The 25,502-nt window shown below is 66.6% G+C and carries 28 protein-coding genes and 1 pseudogene; 20 read left to right on the forward strand and 9 right to left on the reverse strand.

The annotated features are described in order from the left end of the window. Positions 1 to 4: 4 nt before the first annotated feature. Positions 5 to 889 (reverse strand): 3-oxoacyl-ACP synthase III family protein, encoded by an 885-nt coding sequence (locus C1A30_RS18735; RefSeq protein WP_101949659.1) that lies wholly within the window; start codon positions 887 to 889, stop codon positions 5 to 7. Continuing rightward, on the reverse strand, positions 873 to 1,976 hold the full coding sequence (locus C1A30_RS18740; RefSeq protein ID WP_101949660.1) for a 3-oxoacyl-ACP synthase III family protein: 1,104 nt from the start codon (positions 1,974 to 1,976) through the stop codon (positions 873 to 875). Before C1A30_RS18740 ends, C1A30_RS18735 begins: the two co-directional genes overlap by 17 nt. Positions 1,977 to 2,085: 109 nt before the next feature. Here C1A30_RS18740 and C1A30_RS18745 point away from each other — a divergent pair, with 109 nt between their 5' ends. From C1A30_RS18745 to C1A30_RS18755, 3 genes are all read left to right on the forward strand, one after another. Then, positions 2,086 to 2,787, forward strand: coding sequence for a hypothetical protein (locus C1A30_RS18745; RefSeq protein ID WP_101949661.1), 702 nt, complete (start codon positions 2,086 to 2,088; stop codon positions 2,785 to 2,787). A 48-nt stretch (positions 2,788 to 2,835) separates the two neighbouring features. After that, positions 2,836 to 4,554, forward strand: a complete 1,719-nt coding sequence (locus C1A30_RS18750; RefSeq protein ID WP_369974137.1) for a GAF domain-containing protein — start codon at positions 2,836 to 2,838, stop codon at positions 4,552 to 4,554. 70 nt (positions 4,555 to 4,624) lie between these two features. Then, entirely contained in the window at positions 4,625 to 5,371 is a 747-nt protein-coding gene (locus tag C1A30_RS18755; RefSeq protein ID WP_101949662.1) for a universal stress protein, read from the forward strand. Here C1A30_RS18755 and C1A30_RS18760 read toward each other — a convergent pair. Both C1A30_RS18760 and C1A30_RS18765 read right to left on the reverse strand, forming a co-directional pair. Next, the gene (locus tag C1A30_RS18760) at positions 5,368 to 5,664 is read right to left on the reverse strand and encodes a DUF3618 domain-containing protein (RefSeq protein WP_101950305.1); all 297 of its coding nucleotides are present in this window, start codon (positions 5,662 to 5,664) and stop codon (positions 5,368 to 5,370) included. The two genes, C1A30_RS18755 and C1A30_RS18760, sit on opposite strands and share 4 nt — an antisense overlap. Continuing rightward, positions 5,651 to 6,061: a phage holin family protein gene (locus C1A30_RS18765; RefSeq protein WP_200828300.1), complete on the reverse strand. Its 411-nt coding sequence runs from the start codon at positions 6,059 to 6,061 to the stop codon at positions 5,651 to 5,653. Before C1A30_RS18765 ends, C1A30_RS18760 begins: the two co-directional genes overlap by 14 nt. A 350-nt stretch (positions 6,062 to 6,411) precedes the next feature. Between C1A30_RS18765 and C1A30_RS18770 the strand changes: the two genes are divergently transcribed. After that, positions 6,412 to 6,927 (forward strand): hypothetical protein, encoded by a 516-nt coding sequence (locus C1A30_RS18770; protein WP_101950306.1) that lies wholly within the window; start codon positions 6,412 to 6,414, stop codon positions 6,925 to 6,927. A gap of 96 nt (positions 6,928 to 7,023) precedes the next feature. On the opposite strand, the gene C1A30_RS18775 is transcribed toward C1A30_RS18770, so the two are convergent. The 3 genes from C1A30_RS18775 to C1A30_RS18785 all read right to left on the reverse strand — a co-directional run bounded on the left by C1A30_RS18775 (position 7,024) and on the right by C1A30_RS18785 (position 9,272). Further along, complete coding sequence (locus C1A30_RS18775) at positions 7,024 to 7,893, reverse strand: Ig-like domain-containing protein (RefSeq protein WP_101949664.1); 870 nt, start codon at positions 7,891 to 7,893, stop codon at positions 7,024 to 7,026. Positions 7,894 to 8,036: 143 nt separating this feature from the next. Next, positions 8,037 to 8,738, reverse strand: a complete 702-nt coding sequence (locus C1A30_RS18780; RefSeq protein WP_200828373.1) for a GAF and ANTAR domain-containing protein — start codon at positions 8,736 to 8,738, stop codon at positions 8,037 to 8,039. A gap of 36 nt (positions 8,739 to 8,774) precedes the next feature. Continuing rightward, complete coding sequence (locus C1A30_RS18785) at positions 8,775 to 9,272, reverse strand: DUF1990 domain-containing protein (RefSeq protein ID WP_101949666.1); 498 nt, start codon at positions 9,270 to 9,272, stop codon at positions 8,775 to 8,777. A 37-nt stretch (positions 9,273 to 9,309) separates the two neighbouring features. Here C1A30_RS18785 and C1A30_RS18790 point away from each other — a divergent pair, with 37 nt between their 5' ends. The 13 genes and pseudogenes from C1A30_RS18790 to C1A30_RS18850 all read left to right on the forward strand — a co-directional run bounded on the left by C1A30_RS18790 (position 9,310) and on the right by C1A30_RS18850 (position 20,899). After that, complete coding sequence (locus tag C1A30_RS18790) at positions 9,310 to 10,182, forward strand: aldo/keto reductase (protein WP_101949667.1); 873 nt, start codon at positions 9,310 to 9,312, stop codon at positions 10,180 to 10,182. A gap of 21 nt (positions 10,183 to 10,203) precedes the next feature. Next, positions 10,204 to 10,824: a PaaI family thioesterase gene (locus C1A30_RS18795; RefSeq protein ID WP_101949668.1), complete on the forward strand. Its 621-nt coding sequence runs from the start codon at positions 10,204 to 10,206 to the stop codon at positions 10,822 to 10,824. Further along, complete coding sequence (locus C1A30_RS18800; protein WP_101949669.1) at positions 10,821 to 11,240, forward strand: TIGR02611 family protein; 420 nt, start codon at positions 10,821 to 10,823, stop codon at positions 11,238 to 11,240. The genes C1A30_RS18795 and C1A30_RS18800 overlap by 4 nt, the downstream gene beginning before the upstream one ends. A 79-nt stretch (positions 11,241 to 11,319) precedes the next feature. Then, positions 11,320 to 13,374: a threonine--tRNA ligase gene (thrS, locus tag C1A30_RS18805; RefSeq protein WP_101949670.1), complete on the forward strand. Its 2,055-nt coding sequence runs from the start codon at positions 11,320 to 11,322 to the stop codon at positions 13,372 to 13,374. After that, positions 13,371 to 13,928 (forward strand): HIT domain-containing protein, encoded by a 558-nt coding sequence (locus C1A30_RS18810; protein WP_101949671.1) that lies wholly within the window; start codon positions 13,371 to 13,373, stop codon positions 13,926 to 13,928. Before thrS ends, C1A30_RS18810 begins: the two co-directional genes overlap by 4 nt. Continuing rightward, positions 13,925 to 14,596, forward strand: a complete 672-nt coding sequence (gene pgsA, locus C1A30_RS18815) for a phosphatidylinositol phosphate synthase (protein WP_101950307.1) — start codon at positions 13,925 to 13,927, stop codon at positions 14,594 to 14,596. Before C1A30_RS18810 ends, pgsA begins: the two co-directional genes overlap by 4 nt. Beyond that, positions 14,593 to 15,501 (forward strand): phosphatidylinositol mannoside acyltransferase, encoded by a 909-nt coding sequence (locus C1A30_RS18820; protein WP_101949672.1) that lies wholly within the window; start codon positions 14,593 to 14,595, stop codon positions 15,499 to 15,501. Before pgsA ends, C1A30_RS18820 begins: the two co-directional genes overlap by 4 nt. A 28-nt stretch (positions 15,502 to 15,529) precedes the next feature. After that, positions 15,530 to 16,660, forward strand: a complete 1,131-nt coding sequence (locus C1A30_RS18825) for a glycosyltransferase family 4 protein (RefSeq protein ID WP_101949673.1) — start codon at positions 15,530 to 15,532, stop codon at positions 16,658 to 16,660. Beyond that, positions 16,657 to 17,690 (forward strand): annotated as a pseudogene (locus C1A30_RS18830) (NUDIX domain-containing protein). Before C1A30_RS18825 ends, C1A30_RS18830 begins: the two are co-directional and overlap by 4 nt. Before the next feature lie 134 nt (positions 17,691 to 17,824). After that, positions 17,825 to 18,673: a pyridoxal 5'-phosphate synthase lyase subunit PdxS gene (pdxS, locus tag C1A30_RS18835; protein WP_235010101.1), complete on the forward strand. Its 849-nt coding sequence runs from the start codon at positions 17,825 to 17,827 to the stop codon at positions 18,671 to 18,673. 44 nt (positions 18,674 to 18,717) lie between these two features. After that, positions 18,718 to 19,560: an acyl-CoA thioesterase II gene (tesB, locus tag C1A30_RS18840; protein ID WP_101949675.1), complete on the forward strand. Its 843-nt coding sequence runs from the start codon at positions 18,718 to 18,720 to the stop codon at positions 19,558 to 19,560. Continuing rightward, positions 19,557 to 20,141: a pyridoxal 5'-phosphate synthase glutaminase subunit PdxT gene (gene pdxT, locus C1A30_RS18845; RefSeq protein ID WP_101949676.1), complete on the forward strand. Its 585-nt coding sequence runs from the start codon at positions 19,557 to 19,559 to the stop codon at positions 20,139 to 20,141. The genes tesB and pdxT overlap by 4 nt, the downstream gene beginning before the upstream one ends. A 59-nt stretch (positions 20,142 to 20,200) precedes the next feature. Continuing rightward, on the forward strand, positions 20,201 to 20,899 hold the full coding sequence (locus tag C1A30_RS18850; protein WP_101949677.1) for an SDR family oxidoreductase: 699 nt from the start codon (positions 20,201 to 20,203) through the stop codon (positions 20,897 to 20,899). Here the strand turns inward: C1A30_RS18850 and C1A30_RS18855 are convergent. After that, the gene (locus C1A30_RS18855) at positions 20,857 to 22,602 is read right to left on the reverse strand and encodes a CocE/NonD family hydrolase (RefSeq protein ID WP_101949678.1); all 1,746 of its coding nucleotides are present in this window, start codon (positions 22,600 to 22,602) and stop codon (positions 20,857 to 20,859) included. The genes C1A30_RS18850 and C1A30_RS18855 overlap by 43 nt on opposite strands. Positions 22,603 to 22,691: 89 nt before the next feature. Between C1A30_RS18855 and C1A30_RS18860 the strand changes: the two genes are divergently transcribed. The 3 genes from C1A30_RS18860 (at position 22,692) to C1A30_RS18870 (ending at position 24,362) form a co-directional block, all read left to right on the forward strand. Beyond that, positions 22,692 to 23,126, forward strand: coding sequence for a hypothetical protein (locus C1A30_RS18860; protein WP_101949679.1), 435 nt, complete (start codon positions 22,692 to 22,694; stop codon positions 23,124 to 23,126). A gap of 64 nt (positions 23,127 to 23,190) precedes the next feature. Continuing rightward, the gene (locus C1A30_RS18865; protein WP_101949680.1) at positions 23,191 to 23,946 is read left to right on the forward strand and encodes a YebC/PmpR family DNA-binding transcriptional regulator; all 756 of its coding nucleotides are present in this window, start codon (positions 23,191 to 23,193) and stop codon (positions 23,944 to 23,946) included. Then, positions 23,946 to 24,362, forward strand: coding sequence for an ester cyclase (locus tag C1A30_RS18870; protein ID WP_235009980.1), 417 nt, complete (start codon positions 23,946 to 23,948; stop codon positions 24,360 to 24,362). The genes C1A30_RS18865 and C1A30_RS18870 overlap by 1 nt, the downstream gene beginning before the upstream one ends. Here the strand turns inward: C1A30_RS18870 and C1A30_RS18875 are convergent. Beyond that, positions 24,359 to 25,483 (reverse strand): copper resistance D family protein, encoded by a 1,125-nt coding sequence (locus tag C1A30_RS18875; RefSeq protein WP_142392625.1) that lies wholly within the window; start codon positions 25,481 to 25,483, stop codon positions 24,359 to 24,361. The genes C1A30_RS18870 and C1A30_RS18875 overlap by 4 nt on opposite strands. Positions 25,484 to 25,502: the final 19 nt, after the last annotated feature.

The raw sequence follows: 25,502 nt of genomic DNA on the forward strand, positions 1-25,502 counted from the left end.
TCGTCTACGGCCGGTGCGGTGGAACCCGGTACAGAGCGGCTCCCGCAACGATTCCGGCGCCTGCGGCGACCAGCAGAACCCGGTCGCCCGGCCGGACTCGGTCGGCGGCGTGGTGAAACGCTGCGGCCATGGACGCCGTGTGAATGTTCCCGTTCTCGGCCACGGTGATTTGGTCCTCGGCCACCCCGAGTTGCGCCGCGAGTTCGACTCGGTAGCGGCGCCGGTTGGGGGCAGCGACGATCGCGTCGACGTCATCGAGCCCAAGCCCGGCCTCGCGAAGGCATTGGTCGACGACGTGTCCGGCCGCGAGCGCGAACCGGCGGTCGATCGCATCGGTTTCGGCGAACCTCAGCACGTTGTGGCCGTCAATGAGACCGACTGTGGCATTGCAGGTTTCGCCGTCATCGAGGTCGTTGACCCAATGCACACGCTGTAATCCGAAGTCGTCGTCGGTCCAGCCGCAGAGCACGGCTGCTCCTGACGGCGAGAAGGGAAATTTCTCACTCATACCGCGGCCGGGATCGGCGTCGCTGGTCACGATGAGGGCGCAATCCACGGCACCCGATTTGAGGAAGCCGTCGACAATCTGTAGGGCCGTGAGCATTCCGCAGGCGCCATTGGAAATGTCGAACGAGAACGTGCCATGCGTGTCTGAGTGTGGATCCTCCGGATTGGCTCCGATGTCTTTCTGGATCAATGCTGCAAGGGCAGGCTCGCCAAGATTGCGATCGCGGTAGACGCCTGCGTTGACGAGCAAGTCGACGTCGTGCGGGTGCTTGCCTGCGTTGGTCAGGCAGCTGCGTGCGGCCCTGACGGCGACACGAAGCGCGCTGTGGTGATCGCGCCAGCCGCCGCGGCTGAGGCAGACCTGATCAATCCGAGTGGCCATAGCGATTCACCAATTCCTCGTCCAGCGTCACCAGCACCACGCCGATCTCCAGCCCGGACGCCAGCGCGATCAACGCCACCGTCTCGCCGGGCAGGATATGCCTGGATTCGAGTTCCTCGACGAGGGCAACGGTGTGGGTCGTCGACGCGGTGTTCCCATATCGGTCAACGGTTATCACCGCGTCATGGCGTGGGGTGTCGCCGAAGGAGGCCGCCATCTGCGCCATGCCTTTTTTGATCGCTCTGGCCGAAGTCTGATGGGTGATCACGTGATCGATGTCGTGTATCGAAATGCCCACCGCATCGAGCACTTCGTGCAACAGCAGGGGAGTATTCGACATGGCCGCCTGGTGAATTCCGCGGGCGTCGGTGAACATTCGGGCCGCGGGTTCATGGCCCTTTGGGTAGGCGAGGCACAACCGGCTGTAGTCGGCAACCGTCGTGAATCCGGCAAGGGTGATGCCTGCTGATCCGGGTTCGGCACGTTCGAGCAGCAACGCGGCCCCCGCGTCGCCCAGCGTCAGCGAGGCGAGTTCCTTGCTCATGATGCTGCGGATGTGGCGGGCGGCGTTTTGGCCCAGCTGGGAGATGTACTCGCCGCTGACGACAAGCACACGCTGGGCCGCGCCCTGGCGAATCCAGTTGTTGGCCACCGTGACACCGGTCAGCATGCCCGCGCACGCATTCGACACGTCGAAGGTCATCGCGTTGGTGGCGCCGATCGCGCGGGCGACGAAGCTGCTCATCGTCGGCTCGAGCCATTGAGTCAGGCCCCCGCGGAATTTCGTGATGCTGCAACTGATGACCACATCAATCGACGACGCGTCGCGCTGCGCCTTGTCCAGACAATTCAACGCCGCCGTCGTGGCGAGGCTGTAGGAGTCTTCGTCACCGACCGACACGCGTCGCTCCCGAATCCCCGTCAACCGCTCGAGGTCGATATGGGTGTGGTGGCGCGTCGTGGCCATCAACTCGGCAGTGCTCAGGTGCGTAGGAGGCAAATGCCGTCCCGCTCCGGCCAGCCGGGTGCGAAACGGCGCAGACGTTCCCCCCACCGTCGGATCCATCACCAGCCATTGGGTGCGCATCGCGCAATCGTGCGCCGTCGTAGGCCCCCGCGATAAGTGCGCTTTGGGCCTCGTCGGAGGGGACCTTGGACCCTTCGCGGTGTCGCACCCCGATTCCTACCGTCGGTGCATGGGCAGGCAACGCTCTTGGTTAGCCGGATTGATGGCCGCGGTTGGTGTCATCGAGCTCTACGAAGGCAGGGTGCGGCCTTGGATGTACCGGTGGGGCGCCACCGACGAAGAAGTGGCGCTACAGCTTCCCGGCGACGAATTGATGGAGGCGACGACCCCGAGGACGACCAGAGCCATCACCATCGATGCCGCCGTCGACGAGGTGTGGCCATGGCTGGCACAGCTCGGCGAGGACCGCGGCGGGTTCTATAGCTACTCCTGGCTCGAGCGGGTAGCCGGCGCGAATATCCGAAATGCGAACGCCGTACACCGGCAGTGGCAGGACGTGCGCCGTGGTGACTCGGTCTGGCTGGCACGGCGCTACGGCGGCGTGGCTCGTCTGGTGGTGGCCGCGGTCAAACCGAACTCGTATCTGCTGCTGATGTCGCCCGACGATTTCGACCGCGTGCAACACGGAGCCAAGGCTATCGGGGCGTGGGGCTTCTACCTGCACGAAAACCGCGGCTGGACGCGGCTGTTGGTGCGCGGCTGCGGCGGCGCCGTCGGGCATGCGGCTTTTGATCTTCCGCACTTCGTGATGGAGCAGAAGATGATGCGAGGCATTCGGCACCGTGCCGAACTGTTGCGCCGCGATCACGTGAACGCGTTCGCGCGGTATCAGCATCGCGGCCGCCGCGAATCCGTCGAACTCGTCAAATAATCGCCGGAACACTTCGCTTCACGGCTTGCCCGGTGCAACGATGAGCGTGTGACCGACCCCGTCGAGTCGGGCGTTGAAACCGGCATGCGCCCGCTTCGCGACACGCTGTCTCAGCTGCGGCTTCGCGAGCTGCTGAGCGAGGTACAAGACCGCGTCGAACAGATCGTCGAGGGGCGCGACCGCCTCGACGGTCTGCTGGACGCCATGTTGGTGGTCACCTCGGGTCTGGAGCTGGACCAAACCCTTCGCACCATCGTGCACACCGCCATCGAACTGGTGGACGCTCAATATGGAGCTCTTGGCGTCCGTGGGCGCGACCATGAATTGATCGAGTTCATCTACGAGGGCATCGACGAGGAGATGCGCGAGAAGATCGGGCATCTGCCTGAGGGCCGGGGAGTTCTCGGCGTCCTCATCGACGATCCCAAGCCCATCCGGCTGGACAACATCGCCCACCACGCGGCGTCGGTGGGGTTTCCGCCCAACCACCCCCCGATGCGGACCTTCCTCGGTGTACCCGTGCGTATCCGCGACGAGGTTTTCGGCAATCTGTACCTCACGGAGAAGGCGAGCGGTCAGCCGTTCAGCGAGGACGACGAGGTCCTGGTTCAGGCCCTCGCGGCGGCAGCGGGCATCGCCATCGACAACGCACGCCTGTATCAAAAATCCAAGACGCGGCAGTCCTGGATCGAAGCCACCCGTGACGTCGGGACGCAATTGCTCTCCGGCACAGATCCGGCCAGGGTGTTTCGCCTGGTCGCCGACGAGGTGCGAACGCTCAGCGGCGCCGAAGTGACGCTGGTGGCCGTTCCAGCAGATCCTGACGTCCCGGCGAACGAAGTCGACGAACTACAGGTCACCGCGACATCCGGCGACGGTCCGGCGACGCAACTGGTGTCCATTCCGGTCGAGGGAACATCGGTTGGCGCGGCGTTCGTCGATCGCGTTCCCGGTCGGTTCGACCGCTTCGACCTCGTTGCCGGTGAACCTGCGTCGACGGGCCCGGCGCTGGTGTTGCCGCTACGGGCGACGGACGCCGTTGCGGGCGTTCTCGTCGCCCTTCGCGGCGCCGGAGCGCAACCCTTCAGCGACGAAGAACTCGACATGATGGCGGCGTTCGCCGATCAGGCCGCCCTGGCGTGGCAGCTGGCGAGCGCGCAGCGGCAAATGCGTGAACTCAGCATCCTGACCGACCGCGACCGTATCGCGCGAGACCTGCACGATCACGTCATCCAGCGCCTCTTCGCCGTCGGGCTGTCCCTGCAAGGGGCCATCCCTCGCGCGCGGATACCCGAAGTGCAACAACGGCTTTCAGCCTGTGTTGACGATCTGCAGGAAGTGATACAGGAGATCCGTACTGCGATATTCGACCTGCACGGCGCGTCGTCGGGGTCGACTCGGCTGCGTCAGCGTCTTGACGAAGCGGTGGCCCAGTTCGCCAGCCCGGACGTCCGGACCACGACGCAATTTGTCGGCCCGCTTTCGGTGGTGGACGCCACGCTGGCCGACCACGCCGAAGCTGTCGTCCGGGAAGGTGTCAGCAACGCCGTCCGACACGGCAAGGCCACCACGCTGACGGTGAGTGTCACGATCGCGGACGACCTGATCATCGAAGTCGTGGACAACGGCTGCGGCATCCCCTGCGAAATCACCGGCAGCGGCCTGACCAACCTGCAGAAGTGCGCCCAGGACGTCGGAGGCACATTTGCCATCGACAGCGCCGCCGACCGCGGAACCAGGCTGCGGTGGTCGGCGCCACTGCAGTAGGTCGAATGGGTCGCGCGTCGACGACCAAAGGCCCTAATGGGAGCGTGCGTGGTCCGGATAACGTGCGGTCATGCGCGATGACGACAAGCCCGTCGTGGTGGGTGTCGACGGATCGGCGGCCGCGCTCAACGCCCTGAGATGGGCATTGACAGAGGCGGTGTTCCGCCAGGCTCCGATCCGATTGGTGCACGCCGTGCCCGAGCGCCCGTCGGCCGGGCGTGTCGCCGACTGCACAGACGTCGTGCTGCTCACCGCCGAAGACGCGATCTCGGAGGTGGGAAAGCCCGTCAGGCTGGAACTCCGGCGGACGGTGGGGGAGCCGGCTGAGGTGCTCATCGCGGAATCGTGCAACGCCGCGATGGTGTGCGTCGGCGAACCCGCGCCGGCGAACGGGAAGATGTTCGGTGCGACCGCCGTCGCGCTGATGGAGCACGCCCGCTGCCCGGTGGCAGTGATTCGCACGGGCGCCGACGGACGCCCGCACGATGACGGCGTCATCTCCGTCGTGCTGGACGACCAACCGGACAATGACGCGCGCGTGCACCTCGCGATGCAGGAAGGGCGTCTCCGGAAAGCGGCAGTGCGACAAGTGGATCGACGGGTCGACAGTTGGATCCGCCGCTATCCGGACGTGCCGGTCGAAGTCGTTGCCGCAGGCACCGGTCGGCAGTATCGCCGGTCGGCCGGCGACGGCGCGGGCGTTCAACTGGCGGTGGTCGGTGCGGCGGATGCCGCCGCGGCCGCCACACTGACCATGCCGAATTGCCATCCCATCTTGGGGTATCCGGACTGTTCGGTGCTGCTGGTCCGCACCTAGCGGCGCCGGCGCCAGAGCACCAGCGCGACGATTGCAGCACCGACCACCACTGCGATGATCGGCGCGCCGACTTTCGGCTGGGTCGCCACCCGGCCCACGTCGTGCGTCGTGTCGACGACGCGCTGCTTGGTCTCGGTGGCCTTGTCCTTGGCGCGCTGTTTCACGTCCAATTTCTCCGACAGCGCTCCGACGGTGTCGCCCAACTCTTTTCGAGTGCGTTCGATGTCGGCCTGAATGTCTTCGACGCCGGCGTCGGGGCCGGGCTCCTGCGGTATCGGGTCAGGCTGTGCCATGGCGCGCATCCTTGATCTCTTGTATGTCTGCCTTCACCGTCTCGACGGTTCGCGGCGCCGCCGGGGTGACCTCCTTGGCCTGGCTGCGTCCGAAGAGCGCGGCAATGCCCGCGGCGAGGAACAACACCGCGCCGACGATCAGCGCGGCAGCCCACACCGGCAACACCAGTGACAACGCGGCAACCGCGGCGGCGATGACGACGGCCGCACCGAAGAACGCGAGTAGACCCGCCACGCTGAACAGGCCGGCGCCGATGCCCGCGTGTTTGGCGGATTGTTGGAATTCCTTCTCCGCAAGCCGCATCTCGTCGCGGATCAGCCGCGACACCTGTGACGACAGCTGGCCCATCAATTCACCGATCGTCGGGTCCGCGGTCTGCTTCGACTCGACACTCATCACATACCAACCCCTGTCCTTGTCCGTGACCTCCCTACTCAGTGATGCCCAACCACGCGGAGCCGAAACCCGATGACGGGTCGGCCTCGACGTGGCATCGGTTGGATAACTCCGAATACGCGGTGGCGAAGCAGCGCTTGGCTTTTCAAGATCGTTGCACGTCAACGGGTTTTGCGGGATCTCGAATCCGAACGTCACCATTTGGACACAGTGTGGTGCGCCGGGGCGCGCCGCCGACGTTGGCTGCTGATAATTAACGTCGTCGTTCAACACGACTTCTGTACGGCACGCGGCTTTGCCGCACCACCTGAAAGCCGAATGGCTGAGCGCGAATGAAGGGTTCGATGTCGATGACGATCTTTGATCGATTCACCGTCACAGTAGTTGCTGCAGGCGCTGGATTGTGCAGTGCCGCGATGGCGTTGAGCCCGCAAGTGGCGGCCGCCCCGTTGGTCACCGGCGGCGAGGATTATGCATGCCTGCAGTCGTCGGCGGGCGCGGGTCCCGCTGGCGGTGCGGCACCGGCAGCGGCAGCAGGGGCAGGCGCCGCATGCGCGCCCAGCGCGCCGCTGTCCGAGATGGCCGGTGTTCCGATGGCGCTGCCGGGTCCGGTTCCCGTCGCGGCGCCGGTGCCCGTCGGCGCTCCGGTGCCGGTCGGCGCCCCGGTGCCCCTCGGTGCTCCGGTGCCGGTTGGCGCCCCGGTGGGCGGGCTGCCGGTGGGCGCCCCGATTCCCGTCGGCGCCCCGCTGGCCGGCGGTGCGCCGCTGGTCGAGATGGCCGGCACCGGCAAGGGCGCTCCGACGGGTCCGCCACCTCCTGGTGCGCCTGTGGACGGTCAGCCGATCATCCCCGGCCCGACAGGCTGACCGCGCACCCATCCTGAACCGGGTTCGGCCCGGCGGCGAGTATCGATCCGCCGCCGGGCCGAAACATGTTGGCCGAGCTTTGTTGGGGAATTCGCGTCAGTTCGGCACTGCGCGGGGAACCTCGATGCTGTTCTCCTGCACGATGATCGGGTCGCCCACGTTGGCGGTGTTGAAGTACCACTCGGCGTCCTCGGTGCTGAGTCCGACGCACCCGTGGCTGGTGTTCTCGTAGCCGAGCGAGTTGACCGCCCACGGCGCCGAATGCACGAAAAGGCCACGGCGAGTGAAGCGTACGGCGTATTCCACGTCTAATAGGTATCCGTCGGGATCGTCGACGGGTATGCCGACGCTGCTCGAGTCCATCATCACGTCGCGTTCCTTCGACAGCACCGTGTAGGTGCCGACGGGCGTCGGATACTCCGGTCTGCCCATCGACGCCGGGAACACGCCGGGCTCGCCGAAATGCGGCCGATGATGTGGTGCGGGCAGTTCGGGCGGCGGCCCCGCGTTCACGCCGTCGACGGTGACCGTGAAGGTGTGGTCGGAGATGCTGGCGACCCCGATAACGGCTGGGCCCGTTTGGAATTCGGTCTTGAAGCCGCCTACCGACAGGGCCACCGTGCTGTGCGCAGGCCAGAACCGGTCAGGCAGCCATTGCACGACGCGGTTGTCGAGCCAGTCGAACTTGCCCGTCATCGCGGGAGTGGAGGTGATGTCGATCGCGCGTTCCGCCGCGTGCTTGTCGAGCACCGGCGAGTTGAACGTCACCACGACAGGGTGCGCCACCCCGACCACCTGGCCGCGCGCCGGTTGCACCGACGCGATCGCAGGCTTGAGCAACGGATTCGCCGCAGGGGCAGGAACGTTCGTCCGGTTCGCGACCGCCATGCTGGCGTCGGCAGGCCCGGCGGCCACTACCGCATTGATCCCGAGTACCGCAAGAACACACAGCGCAACCCCACGCATGTCTTTTGATTCCTTTTGAAATAACAACAGTGTTAATTAGATCGTAGGGTGCCGCGCGGAGTTCGATGTGTAGGTGCGCGTTGGCATTTCGGTCAAGGATCCATCACGCTTTGGCCACGGCGGATAACTGTGGCGGCGAGCAGCTAGTTGTCCTTGGCCTTCGTGACGAGGTCGGTGGCCACCTGGACCAGCGGCACATTCGAGTCCTGCGAAAGCTTCCGCAACACCTCGAACGCCTGCACCGCGTCGACGCCGTAGCGTTCCATGATCATGCCCTTCGCCTGACCGATCGTGTCCCGACTGGCCAGCGCGCGCTTGAACTGTTCTTCGCGCCGCGCCGAATTCCACGCCACCGAGGAATGTGCGGCGAAGACCCGCCCGATATCGCGCGATGAGTCGTCGAACGCGTTCGATCGCTCGGCATAGACGTTGAGCGCACCCATGGTTTCGTCGGCGATGAACAACTGAAACGCCATGATGGCCCGAATCGGCGTCTGCTCCAGCGCATCCCGGCGGTAGCTCGGGAACCGGTCATCGGTCTCGAGGTCCGCGACGTGCACGATCTTCTCTTCCCACGCGGCGGTCAGGCACGGGCCTTCGCGATGGCGTTGCTGAATCTCGTCGAGCAAGATCGGCCACTTGTGCGTCGCGGCGGGGGTGTCGATGTGTTTCGCGTTGCGGGTGACCGTGATGCCCGCATAGTCGGCGCCAGGGATCTCGACCGCGGCGTGTTCGACCAGTTCGTCGAGCACTGTGTCGGCGTCCGCATCCGACCGGCTGTGAAGCGCCTGCACCAGTTCAGCAATGCGAAGGTGGGTAGCCTCCACGTCGCCTCGGTCGTTCAATGTCACCCCTCGATCTTCCGTCAATTCGGGGCCGACTTACAACGCCCGCAGATACCGGTCGGTGACGACCCGCTGAATCACCGACGTGACGGGCGAGCCGAGCCTGCTCCACCACGTCGCGTGCCGCGAGAACGCGGTCACTTCCGCGTGTACCTCGTCGGTGGCCGGGTCGTAGCGCACCATGAAACGTTCCTCACCGCTTTCCGCGTGCCCCGGCAGCGTCCCGTAGGCGAACCCGCGCAACTCCGGCTCGTCGACCACGTACACCACGCGGCATGGCGCAACGACCGGGCCCAGGTGCACCATCACGTCCGCTCCCGTGGCGGCCACCTCGCTGGTCGCATCGACGCGCAGACCGGCGCCGCGCAGCATGCCCCATCGCATGCCTGCGGCGGCCGCGTCCTCGAACCGTCGCCGCCCCCGCCCGATCACTGCCGACTTCTCTACGTGGTGGTATCCGTCGGGTAACGGGCCCGCCGTGGCCCCCACTTCGGGGTACGTCAACGGCAGCCCCGCGAGGTCCAGCAGCTTCACAAGGACACTTTCTCATCGCGGGCGTACGGTCTGTGCAATGACCACGCAAAGCATCGCGCACGCATCCGGAACGTTCACCCTCGGCGGTGATCTCACGGTCAATCGTCTCGGCTTCGGCGCCATGCGCCTCACCGGAAAGGGTGTCTGGGGTCCGCCCGCGGATCACGACGAATGCATCCGGGTCTTGCGCCGCGCCGTCGAGCTCGGCGTCAACTTCATCGACACCGCGGACTCGTACGGGCCGTACGTGTCCGAGGAGCTGATCCGCGAGGCGCTGCACCCGTACGACGGTGTGGCCATCGCGACGAAGGCAGGCCTGCTGCGCACCGGGCCGGACGAATGGCCGCCGCTGGGCTTCCCCGCGTATCTGCGCCAGGAATGCGAGATGAGCCTGCGCCGGCTCGGCGTCGACACCATCGATTTGTTCCAATTGCACCGGATCGACCCCAAGTTTCCCGCCGAAGACCAGATCGGCGAGCTGGTGAAGCTGCAGCAGGAGGGCAAGATCCGCCACATCGGACTGTCCGAGGTGAACGTCGACCAACTCAAGGCAGCGCAGCAGACCGCCACCATCGTGTCGGTGCAGAACATGTACAACATCACCGTCCGCTCGGCCGAGCCGGTGCTCGACGCGTGCGAAGCCGACGGCATCGGGTTCATCCCGTGGTTCCCGCTGGCGGCCGGACCGTTGGCCGCGCCAGGCGGCCCGCTGCAGCGCATCGCCGACGAGCACCACGCGACCCCGTCGCAGCTGGCTCTGGCCTGGCTGTTGAAGCGCTCGCCGGTGATGCTGCCGATCCCCGGCACGTCCAAGGTCGCGCACTTGGAGGAGAACGTGGCGGCCGCGGAGATCGAACTGTCCGACGCCGAGTTCGACACGCTGAGCAAAGCCGGGTCCGCCGACGGCTGAGCCAGGCAATACGGTGACCGGGTGGCCTACGCACAGGAGCATCGCGGCGGAGACTTCAGCCCAGCCGAGCCCACCGCCCACGGCGGACCCGACTACGGCCGCTTCGTCGAGGCCGTCCGCACGCTGCAGGACCATGCTCGCGCCACGGACGCGCCCGACGACGTGATCACCAAGGCCGCCGACCTGATCGAGGCCGCCTCCAACCTGTTGGCGCCCTATGACGCGGACGAGTGGTCGTCACCGTCGGGCCGCCGGATGGACCTGCCCAACCGGGGCAGCGTGTTGGGCATCCCGGGGGAGTACCACAAGACCGACGACGGCCGAGTCGCAGGCAGCGTCCGCTTCCGGCGTTTCCACCTCGGCCGCAACGGAGCCGCCCACGGCGGATGCATCGCGCAACTGTTCGACTCGCTGCTCGGCTACACCGCGTTCCGGCTGACGCAGAGCCTGTATCAGCGCACCGCCTTCCTGCACGTCGACTACCGCAAGATCGTGCCGATCGAGACGGAACTGCAGGTCGACGCCGGGGTGGACCGCGTCGACGGCCGCAAGATGTTCATCTCGGGCCGGGTGCTCGACGGGGACACCGTGCTGGCCGAGGCCAACGCGCTGTTCGTCAAGCTGAACCCGGGGCAGCCGTGAAGCCGTCAGAGGTCAAACGGCGCTGGGCGCGGTGGCGTGACCGACTGCGCGACCGCCCGCGCGTCGAGTTCGGCTACCGCATCGGCATCGCGGTGGTCGGGCTGGCGGTCCTCGGCGTCGGCATCCTCGCGATCCCGTACCCCGGGCCGGGCTGGGCCATCGTGTTCGTCGGCCTCGCGATTCTGGCCACCGAATTCGACTGGGCGCGACGGCTGCTCGCCTACACGCGGACCCGTTACGACACGGCGATGGGCTGGTTCAAGGCGCAGGGACTGTGGGTGCAGCTGCTCGGCGCGGCCTTCACGGCCGCCGTGGTGCTCGCCACCCTGTGGTTGCTCGGCGCGCTCGGTTGGGCCGCCGGGCTGGTCGGTATCGAGGCCAGGTGGCTGCGCAGCCCCATTGGCCTGGGGGCATGACCACCGGCCCCGATAGCATGGTCGCGTTCAGTGCAGACCTGCACACCGCCCGTTTCACCGAAAGTTTGGAGAGTCACCGATGAGCGCGCCCGCCAGCCCCGCCCTAGCAGCCCCGATCCGGGTCGCTGCCGGGACCACCGCCGGGGCAGCGGTCCGGGAGGCGGGCCTGCCGAGCCGCGGCGCCGTAGACGCCATCGTGGTCGTGCGCGACGCCGACGGCCGACTGCACGACCTGTCGTGGACGCCGGATACCGACGTCGAGGTGACGCCGGTGCCCGCCAACACCGACGAGGGCCGCAGCGTGATCAGGCACTCGACCGCGCACGTGCTCGCGCAGGCCGTGCAGGACATGTTCCCCGAGGCCAAGCTCGGCATCGGGCCGCCCATCACCGACGGCTTCTACTACGACTTCGACGTGCCCCGCGCATTCACGCCGGAGGATCTGCAGGCGCTGGAGAAGCGCATGCGCCAGATCGTCAAGGAAGGCCAACTGTTCTCGCGGCGGGTCTACGCCTCCAAAGAGGAAGCCTGCGAGGAACTCGCCAACGAGCCGTACAAACTCGAACTCGTCGACGACAAGTCCGGCGACCCCGACGTGATGGAGGTCGGCGGCGACGAGCTCACCGCCTACGACAACCTCAATCCCCGCACCCGCGAACGCGAGTGGGGTGATCTGTGCCGGGGCCCGCACATCCCGACGACACGCTACATTCCGGCGTTCAAGCTGACCCGCAGCTCCGCGGCATACTGGCGCGGCGACCAGAACAATGCCAGCCTGCAACGCATCTACGGCACCGCGTGGGAGTCGCAGGAGGCGCTGGAGGCACACCTCGAGTTCATCGAAGAAGCGCAGCGGCGCGACCATCGCAAGCTCGGCGCCGAACTGGACCTGTTCAGCTTCCCCGACGAAATCGGTTCCGGCTTAGCGGTTTTCCACCCCAAGGGTGGCATCATCCGCCGCGAACTCGAGGACTACTCGCGGCGCAAGCACATCGAGGCCGGCTACCAGTTCGTCAACAGCCCGCACATCACCAAGGCGGAGCTGTTCAAGATCTCCGGCCACCTCGACTGGTACGCCGACGGCATGTTCCCGCCGATGCACCTCGACGCCGAACTCAACGAGGACGGCACGGTGCGCAAGCCCGGCCAGGACTACTACCTCAAGCCGATGAACTGCCCGATGCACTGCCTGATCTACCGGTCGCGCGGGCGGTCGTATCGCGAACTTCCGTTGCGGCTCTTCGAGTTCGGCACGGTCTACCGCTACGAGCTGTCCGGCGTCGTGCACGGGCTGACCCGGGTGCGCGGGTTGACCATGGACGACTCCCACATCTACTGCACCCGCGACCAGATGCGCGACGAGCTGACCTCGCTGCTGCGGTTCATCCTCGAACTGCTCGGTGATTACGGGCTGAACGACTTCTACCTCGAGCTGTCCACCAAGGATCCGAAGAAGTCCGTCGGCTCGGACGAGTTGTGGGAGGAAGCCACCAACGTGCTGGCCGAGGTCGGCGCGGCGTCGGGCCTGGAGTTGGTGCCCGATCCGGGTGGCGCGGCGTTCTACGGCCCCAAGATCTCGGTGCAGGTCAAGGACGCGCTCGGCCGCAGTTGGCAGATGTCGACCATCCAGCTGGACTTCAACTTCCCCGAACGCTTCGAGCTGGAGTACACCGCCGCGGACGGCAGCAGGCAGCGGCCGGTGATGATCCACCGCGCGCTGTTCGGGTCGATCGAGCGGTTCTTCGGCATCCTCACCGAGCACTACGCCGGCGCGTTCCCGGCGTGGCTGGCGCCCGTGCAGGTGGTCGGCATCCCGGTGGCCGACGACCACATCCCGTACCTCAACGGCCTTGTCACGCAACTGAAGTCGCACGGCATCCGGGCCGAGGTCGACGCCAGCGACGACCGGATGGCCAAGAAGATCGTCAACCACACCAACCAGAAGGTGCCGTTCATGCTCGTGGCGGGGGACCGCGACGTCGAAGCCAACGCGGTCAGCTTCCGTTTCGGCGACCGCACCCAGGTCAACGGCGTGCCGCGGGAGGACGCGATCGCCGCGATCGTCAAGTGGATCTCCAGTCGCGAAAACGCCGCTCCCACAGCCGAACTGCTCGAAGTAGGCACGACCAAGTGAGTGACCCCGACGACCGGACGATCGTTGACCACGGCGTCGGTGAACCCGACCACCTGCAGCGGTTGTGGACACCGCACCGGATGACCTACATCGCCGAGGCGCCGATGAAGGGGGGTTCGGCGGCGTCGGCCGAGCCGTTCACCGACATCCCCAGGATGCCCGACGAAGAAGGGCTGATGGTGGCCCGCGGCGAACTGGTGTACGTCGTGCTCAACCTCTATCCCTACAACCCCGGCCACTCGATGGTGGTGCCCTACCGGCGGGTGTCCGAACTCGAAGACCTCACCCCCGCGGAGAGCGCCGAGCTGATGGCGTTCACGCAGAAGCTGATTCGGGTGATCAAGTCGGTGTCTCGTCCGCACGGATTCAACGTCGGCTTGAACCTCGGCAGCTCGGCGGGCGGGTCGCTGGCCGAGCACCTGCACATGCATGTGGTGCCGCGGTGGAGCGGCGACGCGAACTTCATCACGATCATCGGCGGCTCCAAGATCGTTCCGCAACTGTTGCGTGAGACCCGCGAGCTGCTGGCGACCGAGTGGGCAAAGCAGCCGTGAGCAACTTCTACCTGATGACCCGCGCGGCGTACGCGAAGTTGTCGACGCCGGTCGCCAAGGCTGCGCTGCGGGCGGGCTTCACACCCGACAGCATCACGATTCTCGGCACCGCCGGGACGGTGTTGAGCGCGTTGACGTTGTTCCCGATCGGCGAATTGTGGTGGGGCGGCGTCGCCGTGTGGTTCTTCGTGCTCGCCGACATGCTCGACGGGGCGATGGCACGTGAACGCGGGGGCGGCACCCGGTTCGGGGCGGTGCTGGACGCCGCCTGCGACCGCATCGGCGACGGCGCGGTGTTCTGCGGCCTGCTGTGGTGGGCGGCGTTCGGGATGCAGAGCACCTCGCTGGTGGTGGCCACGCTGATCTGCCTGGTCACCTCGCAGGTCATCTCCTACATCAAGGCCCGCGCCGAGGCCAGCGGGCTGTCCGGTGACGGCGGGATCATCGAGCGGCCCGAACGGCTCATCATCGTGCTCGTCGGGGCGGGATTGTCCGGCCTGTTCGGCCTGCCGTGGCTGCTGCATATCGCGATGTGGCTGCTGGCGGTGGCCAGCCTGGTGACCGTCGGGCAGCGCATGCACAGCGTGCGCACGTCGCCGGGCGCGATGGACCGGCTGACGAAATCCGAGGCGGCCAACGGCGACAAACCCGAGGCGACCCAGCCGTGATCCCGTTCGGGGGGCAGATCAGCGATCTGGGTTACGCCACCGGGTGGCGGCTGGTGCGGGCCATGCCGGAGTTCGTGGCGCGCAACGCATTTGACGCGGGCGCGCAATACGCGGCCCGCGGCGGCGGACCCACACAGCTGCGCAAGAACCTGGCCCGTGTCATCGGCACCACGCCAGAACAGGTGCCCGACGAGCTGATCCGTGCTTCGCTGTCCTCCTACGCGCGGTACTGGCGGGAGGCGTTCAGGTTGCCCTCGATGGATCTGAAGAAGCAGGGCGAACTGCTTGACGCCTACTTCGAGGGGAAGGAGCACATCGCGGCCGCGCTGGATGCGGGCCGGGGTGCGATCATGGCCCTGCCGCACAGCGGCAACTGGGATATGGCCGGGGTCTGGCTGGTCTGGCGACACGGCACCTTCACGACCGTCAACGAGCGCCTCAAGCCCGAATCGCTGTACCACCGGTTCATCGCCTACCGGGAGAGCCTCGGGTTCGAGATGCTGCCGTTGACCGGCGGTGAGCGGCCGCCGTTCGAGATCCTCACCGAACGACTGCGTGCCGGTCGTCCCGTCTGCCTGATGGCCGACCGCGACCTCAGCCGCAACGGCGTCGAGGTCGACTTCTTCGGGGAGCCCACCCGGATGCCCGCCGGCTCGGCCAAGCTGGCCATCGAGACGGGCGCGGACCTGATGGCGGTGCACTGCTGGTTCACCGAACGCGGGTGGGGGTTAACCATCAGCGAACCGCTGGACACCTCGTCCGGCGACGTCACCGTCATCACCCAGAAGTTGGCGGACCACTTCGCGGCCAACATCGCCGCCCACCCGGCCGACTGGCACATGATCCAGCCGCAGTGGATAGCCGACCTTTCCGACGAGCGTAGGGCGAAACTGGAGTCCCGGTGATGAGCGCTCGCGCGAAGAATGGACCGTAATGCGTATCGGCATGGTCTGCCCGTATTCGTTCGACGTCCCCGGCGGCGTGCAATCGCACGTCCTACAACTGGCCGACGTGATGCACCGCGGCGGTCACGACGTCAGCGTGCTGGCGCCCACTTCTTCTGACGCGCATGCCTCACTGCCCGACTACGTCGTCTCCGGCGGCAAGGCGGTGCCCATTCCGTACAACGGCTCGGTGGCCCGGCTGCGGTTCGGCCCCGCCACCCACCGCATGGTCAAGCGGTGGCTGGCCGACGGCGACTTCGACGTGCTGCATCTGCACGAGCCCAATGCGCCCAGTTTGTCGATGCTGGCGCTGAACATCGCCGAGGGCCCGATCGTCGCGACCTTCCACACCTCCACGACAAAGTCGTTGACGCTCAGCGTCTTCGAGCCGATTCTGAGGCCGATGCACGAGAAGATCGTCGGCCGGATCGCGGTGTCGGATCTGGCGCGGCGCTGGCAGATGGAGGCGCTCGGCAGCGACGCGGTGGAGATCCCCAACGGGGTGGACGTGGGGTCGTTCGCGCATGCGCCGCTTCTCGACGGCTACCCGCGACCGGGCAAGACGGTGCTGTTCCTGGGGCGCTTCGACGAGCCGCGCAAGGGCATGGCCGTGCTGCTCGGCGCGCTGCCCGCGCTGGTGGAGCGGTTCGCCGACGTCGAGATCCTGATCGTCGGCCGCGGCGACGAGGACGAACTTCGGGAGAACGCCGGCAAACTGGCCGGGCATCTGCGCTTCCTCGGCCAGGTAGACGATGCGCAGAAGGCGTCGGCGATGCGCAGCGCCGACGTGTACTGCGCCCCGCACCTCGGCGGCGAGAGCTTCGGCATCGTGCTCGTCGAGGCGATGGCGGCGGGCACCCCGGTGGTCGCCAGTGACCTCGACGCGTTCCGCCGGGTGCTGGTCGACGGCAAGGCGGGCCGACTGGTGCCGGTCGACGACCCGGCGGCGTTGGCCGGCGGAATCGTCGAGGTGCTGGAGAACGACGCGCTGCGGGCCGGCTATGTCGCCGCAGCCACCGAGGCGGTGCGGCGCTACGACTGGTCGGTCGTCGAACGGCAGATCATGCGGGTCTACGAAACCGTGGCGGGCGCGGGCACGAAGGTCAAGGTGGCGAGTTGATCACGTGGGCAGTGGTCGTCGCGCTGGCGCTGCTGGTCGTCGTGTTCCTGTTGATCGCCGCGTGGGCCTACCAGACCGCGCACCGACTGGACCGGCTGCACGTGCGCTACGACCTGTCGTGGCAGGCACTCGACGGTGCGCTGGCCCGCCGTGCGGTGGTGGCGCGCGCCGTCGCAGTCGAGGCGTACGCAGGCAGTCCGGACGGCAAGCGGTTGGCGGCCCTTGCCGACGCGGCGGAGCGGGCGCCGCGCACGGGGCGCGAGGCTGCCGAGAACGAGCTCTCGGCAGCGCTGGCGCTCGTCGATCCGGCGTCGCTTCCGGTGGCCATGGTCGCCGAGCTCGCCGACGCCGAGGCACGGGTGCTGCTCGCCCGCCGGTTCCACAACGACGCCGTCCGTGACACGCTGGCGCTGCGGGAGCGGCCTGCGGTGCGCATCCTTCGGCTCGGCGGAACCGCGGCGCTGCCAAGCTATTTCGAGATCGCCGAGCGCGCGGAGGTCGCGCCGCCGGAGGTCGGATGGCGGTGACACTGCGCACGTCTGCCCGGGTGGTTCTGCTCGACGAGGACGGTGCGGTGCTGCTGTTCTGCGGATCGGACCCCGCCACCTCCGACGCGCCGCGGTGGTGGTTCACCATCGGCGGGGCGGTGGAACCAGGGGAGGCGCTGGCTGATGCCGCGGCGCGGGAACTCGCCGAGGAGACCGGCCTGCAGGTGATGCCCACCGAACTCGTCGGTCCGGTCTGGCGGCGTGAAGCGGTGTTCGAGTTCGACGGCGCCGTGATCCATAGCGAGGAATTGTTCTTCGTCCACCGCACCAGCCGCTTCGAGCCGGCGACTAGTGGTCACACGGAGCTGGAGCGCCGCACGATTCACGGTCACCGCTGGTGCGATGCGACAATGATCGACGAACTGGTCGCCAAGGGCGAAACTGTGTACCCGCTGCAGCTAGGCGAGCTTCTCGACGACGCGAACGTGCTTGCCGACATGCAGAGCGGTACACGCGAACGGCAGCTGCAAGCCATCCGCTGATGTGCGGATTCAATGCATTTGCCGCCCCCTCTAGACTGGATCAGTAGCAATTGGAGGAGATAACAGTGGATACCGCAGCTGGATCGAACGGGTCGGCCAACAGCCAGACCGGGACGGCGCGGGTGAAGCGCGGCATGGCCGAGATGCTCAAGGGCGGCGTGATCATGGACGTCGTCACCCCCGAACAGGCCCGCATCGCCGAGGGCGCAGGCGCTGTTGCTGTCATGGCACTGGAGCGGGTGCCCGCCGACATCCGCGCGCAGGGCGGGGTGTCGCGGATGAGCGATCCCGACATGATCGAGGGCATCATCTCCGCGGTCACCATCCCGGTGATGGCCAAGGCGCGCATCGGGCATTTCGTCGAGGCGCAGATTCTGCAGAGCCTAGGCGTGGATTACATCGACGAGTCCGAGGTGCTGACCCCGGCCGACTACACCCACCACATCGACAAGTGGAAGTTCACCGTGCCGTTCGTGTGCGGTGCCACCAACCTCGGCGAGGCGTTGCGCCGTATCACCGAGGGGGCGGCGATGATCCGCTCGAAGGGTGAGGCGGGCACCGGGGACGTGTCCAACGCGACCACGCACATGCGGCAGATCGGCGGTGAGATCCGTCGGCTGACGTCGCTGTCCGAAGACGAGTTGTACGTGGCGGCAAAGGAATTGCAGGCGCCCTACGAACTCGTCGTGGAAGTGGCCAGGGCGGGCAAGCTGCCGGTGACGCTGTTCACCGCAGGTGGCATCGCCACGCCTGCCGATGCGGCGATGATGATGCAGCTCGGTGCCGAGGGCGTGTTCGTCGGTTCGGGCATCTTCAAGTCCGGCGACCCCGCGGCCCGGGCGGCGGCGATCGTCAAGGCCACCACTTTCTACGACGACCCCGACGTGCTGGCCAAGGTGTCACGCGGGCTGGGGGAGGCCATGGTCGGCATCAACGTGGAGGACATCGCGGCCCCGCACCGGCTCGCCGAACGCGGCTGGTAAGGCCACCGCGATGAGCCGCTCGGGCGAAGAGCCAAAATAACCGCATGGCGATCGAAGAGATCCTCAACCTCGAGCAACTCGAGGTGAACATCTACCGCGGAAGTGTCTTCAGCCCCGAATCCGGCTATTTCCAGCGCACTTTCGGCGGTCATGTGGCGGGCCAGTCGCTGGTGTCGGCGGTGCGCACGGTCGACGATCGCTTTGCGGTGCATTCGCTGCACGGCTATTTCCTGCGGCCGGGCGACGCCAAGGCGCCGACGGTCTTCATCGTCGAACGCCTTCGCGACGGGGGGTCGTTCGTCACGCGGCGCGTCAACGCCATCCAGCACGGCGAAACGATCTTCTCGATGTCGGCGTCGTTCCAGAGCGACCAGAGCGGCATCGAGCATCAGGACGCGATGCCGTACGCGCCGCCGCCGGACGACCTGCCCGGGTTCATCTCCAAGGGCGGAGCGTTCGACGACGCGGGCTTCGCCCAGTTCGCGGAATGGGATGTGCGCATCGTGCCGCGCGATCAGATGAAGCTGCTGCCGGGGAAGGCGTCGCAACAGCAGGTGTGGTTTCGGCATCGTGATCCGCTGCCCGACGACCCGGTCCTGCACATTTGCGCGCTGGCCTACATGAGCGACCTCACGCTGCTGGGCTCGGCCCAGGTCAACCACGTCGAAGAACGTCCGCACCTGATGGTGGCGTCGCTGGATCACGCGATGTGGTTCATGCGGCCGTTCCGGGCCGACGAATGGCTGCTCTACGACCAGTCATCGCCGTCAGCGTCGGGTGGCCGCTCGCTGACGCAGGGCAAGATCTTCACCCAGACCGGGGAGATGGTGGCGGCGGTGATGCAGGAGGGGCTGACCCGCTACAAGCGCGACTACCAGAAGCCATGAGGACACCGCACGTCGGCGTGCTCGCCCTGCAGGGCGACACCCGCGAACACCTGGCGGCGCTGCGCGAAGCCGGCGCCGAGGCGACGACCGTCCGCCGGGTTTCCGAACTCGAGGCTGTCGATGCGCTGGTGATACCCGGTGGCGAGTCCACCACGATGAGCCATCTGCTGCGCGAGTTCGAACTGCTCGAGCCGCTGCGGGCGCGACTCGCCGAGGGCATGCCCGCCTACGGGTCGTGCGCCGGGATGATCCTGCTGGCCACCGAGATCCTGGATGCCGGCGCCGCAGGCCGTGCGGCCGTCCCGCTGAAAGCCATCGATATGACGGTGCGCCGCAACGCTTTTGGACGTCAGGTCGATTCGTTCGAAGGGGACTTCCCGTTCGAGGGTCTCGACGATCGCGTGCACGCGGTGTTCATTCGGGCGCCGTGGGTGGAACGGGTCGGCCCCGAGGTCGAGGTGCTGGGCCGGGCCGCCGGTCACATCGTCGCGGTTCGGCAGGGCCGCGTGCTGGCGACGGCGTTCCACCCCGAGATGACCGGCGACCGTCGCATCCACAAGCTCTTCGTCGAGATGCTGTGATCCGCGTCACAATACTCTGTTTATGGAATGACCGGTACGAAATACCGCTTGCATGAGGCATGACCACACCACAGATCACTGCATTCGTCACTGGAGCCAACCGCGGACTGGGTAAGCGGTTCGCCGAACAACTCGTCGCGCGCGGCGCCAAGGTGTACGGCGGCGCTCGGCGCCCCGAGACCGTCGACGTGCCCGGGGTCATCCCCGTCCAACTCGACATCACCGATCCCGAATCCGTCGCCAGGGCAGCGGCATTGGCGACCGACGTCAACGTGCTGATCAACAACGCAGGCATCTCCACCGGTGCGACCCTGCTGACCGGGTCGCTCGACGACATGCGCCTGGAGATGGAGACCCACTTCTTCGGCACGCTGTCCGTCACGCGTGCGTTCGTTCCGGTCATCGAAGCCAACGGCGGCGGATCGATCCTGAACGTGCTGTCGGTGTTGTCGTGGCTCCATGCGCCGGTGTTCGGCGCCTACTCCGCGGCCAAGGCGGCGGGCTGGGCAATGACCGATGCGATCCGACAGGAGCTTGCTCCTCGCGGAATCCACGTCACGTCCCTGCATGTCGGATTCATGGAGACCGACATGGCCGCGCACGCCCCGGCGGATCAGAAGGGCGATCCGTCCGTAGTCGCGAAACTCGCGCTGGACGGCTTGTTCGAGGGTGAGCCGGAGATCCTCGCCGACGACCTGACGCGCAATGTGAAGGCTCAGCTGTCCGCCAGCCCCGAACGGCTCGTGGGCGCTGAGTAGGGCACAGGAAGCAGCACACGCGATGACGAATGGATCGTGTTCACGCTGCTGTTGCCCACATTGGCGTGCCGGAAGCTCATGATTGCCGGTACCGACGGGTCCTGATCGTCACTGTTGAGCACCAGCCGGACGCGATGACCCGCCTTGAAGCGACGGGCGTTGGGCACCAACGGGATTCGGTAGACGACATCTTCTCCGATCGGTACGGCCTGCGCGGTACGGCAAGGCAACACCGGAGATCCGGACGCACTGGCCGCCTCGTCGACCTCACGCAGACTGGCCCGAAGCCAGCCGGCTGTCACGTCAGTGATGGTGTCGTCGGGGGAGACGTCCTGCAGCGTCACAATCCATGCCGTGTCCGACGCGGTCGCGGCCGCGACGAGTCGTAACTCGATCTCGCCCACCATATCCAGTGCATCATCGAGCGGCTCGCTCGTCCACGTCAGCGTCGACGGCGGATCGATAGGGCTGGGGTTGGCCCGGTTCAGGCCCGCGCCCAGCACCATGTATTCGCGGCCGCCGGGTTCACCTTCGTCGTGGGACAGCACGCCGTCGGCGCGCAGGGCAAATTCGCGATGCGTCCCCCGCGGAGGCCACGACTCCGCGGTGTGCCATCCGTCGGAGCCCGGCAGTGCGTACCGCACCGGCTCGCCGTCGAGGATGCCGGTGTCCCGGCCCTTCAGCCAGTGGTCGAACCAGGCCAGCGCCTCTACGTGCAGGCTCTCCCACGGCCAGGTCAACCCATAGCGGTCGAGCATGCCCATGCGCACATTCGGGTTGTCCGCCAAGGCTTTCCACGCCACAAATGTTGACGGCAGGTGCAGCGGAACGTTCTCCCAGTCGCAGCCGAGGTAGACCGGAATGTCGATCCGACCGAGCAGCGGGGTGAGATCCCGTTCGTCCCACCACTCGTCACGCAGGGGATGCTTGACAGCGGCGTTCAGCCAAAGCTCGTCCCACGGATGCGGGTTGTGAGGCAGCTTCAGCAACTGACGCATCATCACGAGAGAAGCCTCGCCGTTCATCGTCGCGAACTTGCGGTGCAACGGCGGCGTCTGAAGCACCTTGCGCGCAAGCTCGAGGGGCAGGCTGCGCCAGAAGTCGTCGCTGCGGGCGGATGTGAGTCCGATCATCGACAGAAACGGTGTGACGAACCCCGAGCTCAGCAGGCCGTGGTGCACCGCGCCCTCGTACAGATCGGCGGTGGCGGCGACTGGGAAGATCGCCTTCAAGTGCGGTGGGCGCTCTACCGCGGCTTCGAGCTGTGTCATCGCGAAATAGCTGATGCCGATCATGCCCACGTTGCCATCGCACCACGGTCGGGCGGCTACCCACTCTACGAGGTCAAACATGTCCGAGCGCTCCTGCGCGTCGAAGAACCCGAACTCGCCGCCGGAATCCCCGGTCCCGCGTAGGTTCGCGATGACGTGGGCATAACCGCGAGGCACCCAGAAGTCGGTGACACCGGCCTCGATGAACCCCATCGGTGCGCCGAGGTTTTGGATCTGGCGCGGGTAGGGCGACGCGGCGATCAGCGCCGGGAAACGTCCGTCGGCGTCGGGCCGGTGAACGTCGGACATGAGTGCGATCCCGTCGCGCATGGCGATCGCGACGTTGTTGTCGTGGTGGACGCCGTACCGCGGCTCACTGAGATTGCGGTAATCGCGTCCTGTAGTCTGCGGGCCGTTGAGCCGCCTGGTCATGGTGCAACGCTACGTTGAACGGTCGATCAATCCGGGGCGATGCGACGATGCGGTGTGCCGCCTTGCGGCCCAGGCTCCACAATTCGCAGATGACGATGATCGAGGTCGAGCCTCAGCCGCGGATCGACACACTGGTCCGCCTGGCCGACGGCGGCGAGGCCCGACAAACCGAGTACACCGGCACCGCTTGGTTCGACGGCAAACCAGTGGTGTCCGGCCCAATGCTGAGGAGAGCGCCTAACGCGCCGCGGGGGATCAGGATGCCGAATGTCCAGGCCTCGTTCTTCCTCCCGGACTGCCTGGCCTACCAACGGGCGGTACTCGGCACCGCGACACTCACCGTTTCGATGGTGTTGCAGGCGTCGGGCGAGATCGGCGCCGTTGTCGACGCGGCCGCCACCTTCACCGACGACCCATCAGGCGCCCCAACCTGGATTCAGGTGCACGTCAATGGCCACCTGGGGTGGCCTGCAGGCGTCGGCTACCGCGTTGTGGCGCTGACCCCGCCAGACGCGGTTCGATAGCAGGTAAACGTCCACGTAGACTCGATGATCGGACTCACCACGCAAGAAAGAGAGCAGTACCTGCATGAGCGGCCATTCCAAGTGGGCCACCACCAAGCACAAGAAGGCTGTGATCGATGCCCGCCGCGGCAAGAACTTCGCGCGGCTGATCAAGAACATCGAGGTGGCCGCGCGCGTCGGTGGCGGTGACCCCGCCGGTAACCCCACGCTGTATGACGCCATTCAGAAGGCCAAGAAGAACTCGGTGCCCAACGACAACATCGAGCGGGCCCGGAAGCGTGGCGCCGGCGAGGAGGCCGGGGGCGCCGACTACCAGGCCATCACCTACGAGGGCTACGGCCCCAACGGAGTGGCGGTGCTGATCGAGTGCCTGACCGACAACCGCAACCGGGCCGCTGGCGAGGTGCGCGTCGCGGTCACGCGCAACGGCGGCAACATGGCCGACCCCGGATCGGTGTCGTACCTGTTCTCCCGCAAAGGCGTGGTGACACTGGCCAAGGACGGGCTCACCGAGGACGATGTGCTGACCGCGGTGCTCGAAGCCGGTGCAGAAGAAGTCAACGATCTCGACGACAGCTTCGAAATCATCTGTGAGCCAGGCGATCTCGTCGCGGTACGGACCGCGCTGCAAGAAGCCGGCATCGACTACGAGTCGGCGGAGGCCAGCTTCCAGCCGTCGGTGAGCGTGCCCGTGGACCTCGAGGGTGCCCGCAAGGTGGTCAAGCTGATCGACGCACTGGAGGACCTCGACGACGTGCAGGACGTCTTCACCAACGTCGACATCCCCGACGACGTCGCCGCGCTCCTCGACGAGGAGTAGTGACCACCAACAAAGCGGTGGTCGAGCGGTTCCACCATGCCGCGAACACCGGCGATATGGCCGTGTTGGCCAACATCATCGACGAGGTCGTCCACCCCGACGCGGTGATCCGCACCCCGTTGCCCATCGACACGGCGGGCCCCGAGGCGCTCAAGCAGATCTGGGCGGCGTTGTTCGCGATCTATCCCGATATCCACCTGACGCTCGAAGACGTGATCGGCGAGGAAGACAAGGTCGTGACCAGGACGACGGTCACCGGCACCCATCGCGGCCCGTTCATGGGCGTCGCGCCCACCGGCAGGGCTGTGACCTACAACGAGATGTTCCTCTTCCGCTTCGCCGACGGCCGCATCGTCGAAACCTGGGGTGTCGTCGACGTCTACGCGCAGATGAAGCAGATCGGCGTGATTTCTTAAGCTGATACGGCCGGTGCGCGGGTGCGTCCGGATGTCGTGCGGGTTCCGGCCCATAGGCCGATTGCCACCAATCCGACGAGGACCGCGCCCGTGCCGAACACGGTGAAATCGAACGATCGCGCGCTTGGCCAACCCGCTTGTGCCCGGGCCGAGCCTGCGAAGAAGGGCACGATGAGCAGGACGCCCACGCCGAGAAGCCCCTCGGCCAGCACGACTTTCGGGAAGTGTTTGGCTGCCACGGCCAACAGTGTCGCGCGATCGTCGGCTTCACGAGCCGACCGGATCTTGGGCAGTAACACTCGGGTGTTATACCCGCCGCCGGCCAACATCCCGAGAACCAGAACGAGTTTGACCGCGAGATAACGACCGTACGGTGTAGTCAACAGTTGCACCGGCGAGCCGACATGTGTCCACGCCAGCCAGGAACCGCTCACCACGATCATGCCGACCGCCCATAGCGCCACCGTGCTGTATCGAACCCAGACCGAACCCCAGTCCTCCGACAGTTGTACTGTTGCCGCGTTCTCAGTTCTGGTCAGCAGACCGACGACGGCCAGCACGATCAGTCCGCCAACCCACGCCAACACGCCTGCGAGATGCACTGATGTGAGAACCGCATTGGCGACACCGTTGGCGTTGACTCCGCCGAGTGGAATGTTCGGGACGAGGGCCGTGAGCACGGTCAGCACGATCACCGCGGCCGCTGCCCTGCGGGATGATTGTCGTGACATCGAGATCAGCGCCAGCACCAGAAGCAAGTAGACGCCCGTCTGAATCAGCGCCACCTGGCCGACACCGATGGAACTGCCATGTGACGGCGCAGCCATGATGAAGCTGATGAGCTCGCGCGGGTCGAGCGCGCCGGCGATACTCGTCTTGACCGATTTGGCGGCCGCAGCAACGAAATTGATGACTGCCGTCACTGCGACGAAAGCCGCAACCGGGACTCCCAGCCGAAACGCCTTTCGCAATAGCACACCTGGAGCAGTGGGAGCTAGGTAGGCGGCGAGCAGACCAGCGCCGCCTGCCACCGACAACCCCAGGTAATACAGCGCGCCGGCCACTACCTGTGCGGCCGGGGGCGTCGGAGGGGCGGATGCGGCGAGGATAGTCGTCAACACCCTGTGAACCTATGGGCCG

Origin of the sequence: Mycobacterium sp. 3519A (genome assembly GCF_900240945.1) — a bacterium.
GTDB lineage: Bacteria > Actinomycetota > Actinomycetes > Mycobacteriales > Mycobacteriaceae > Mycobacterium.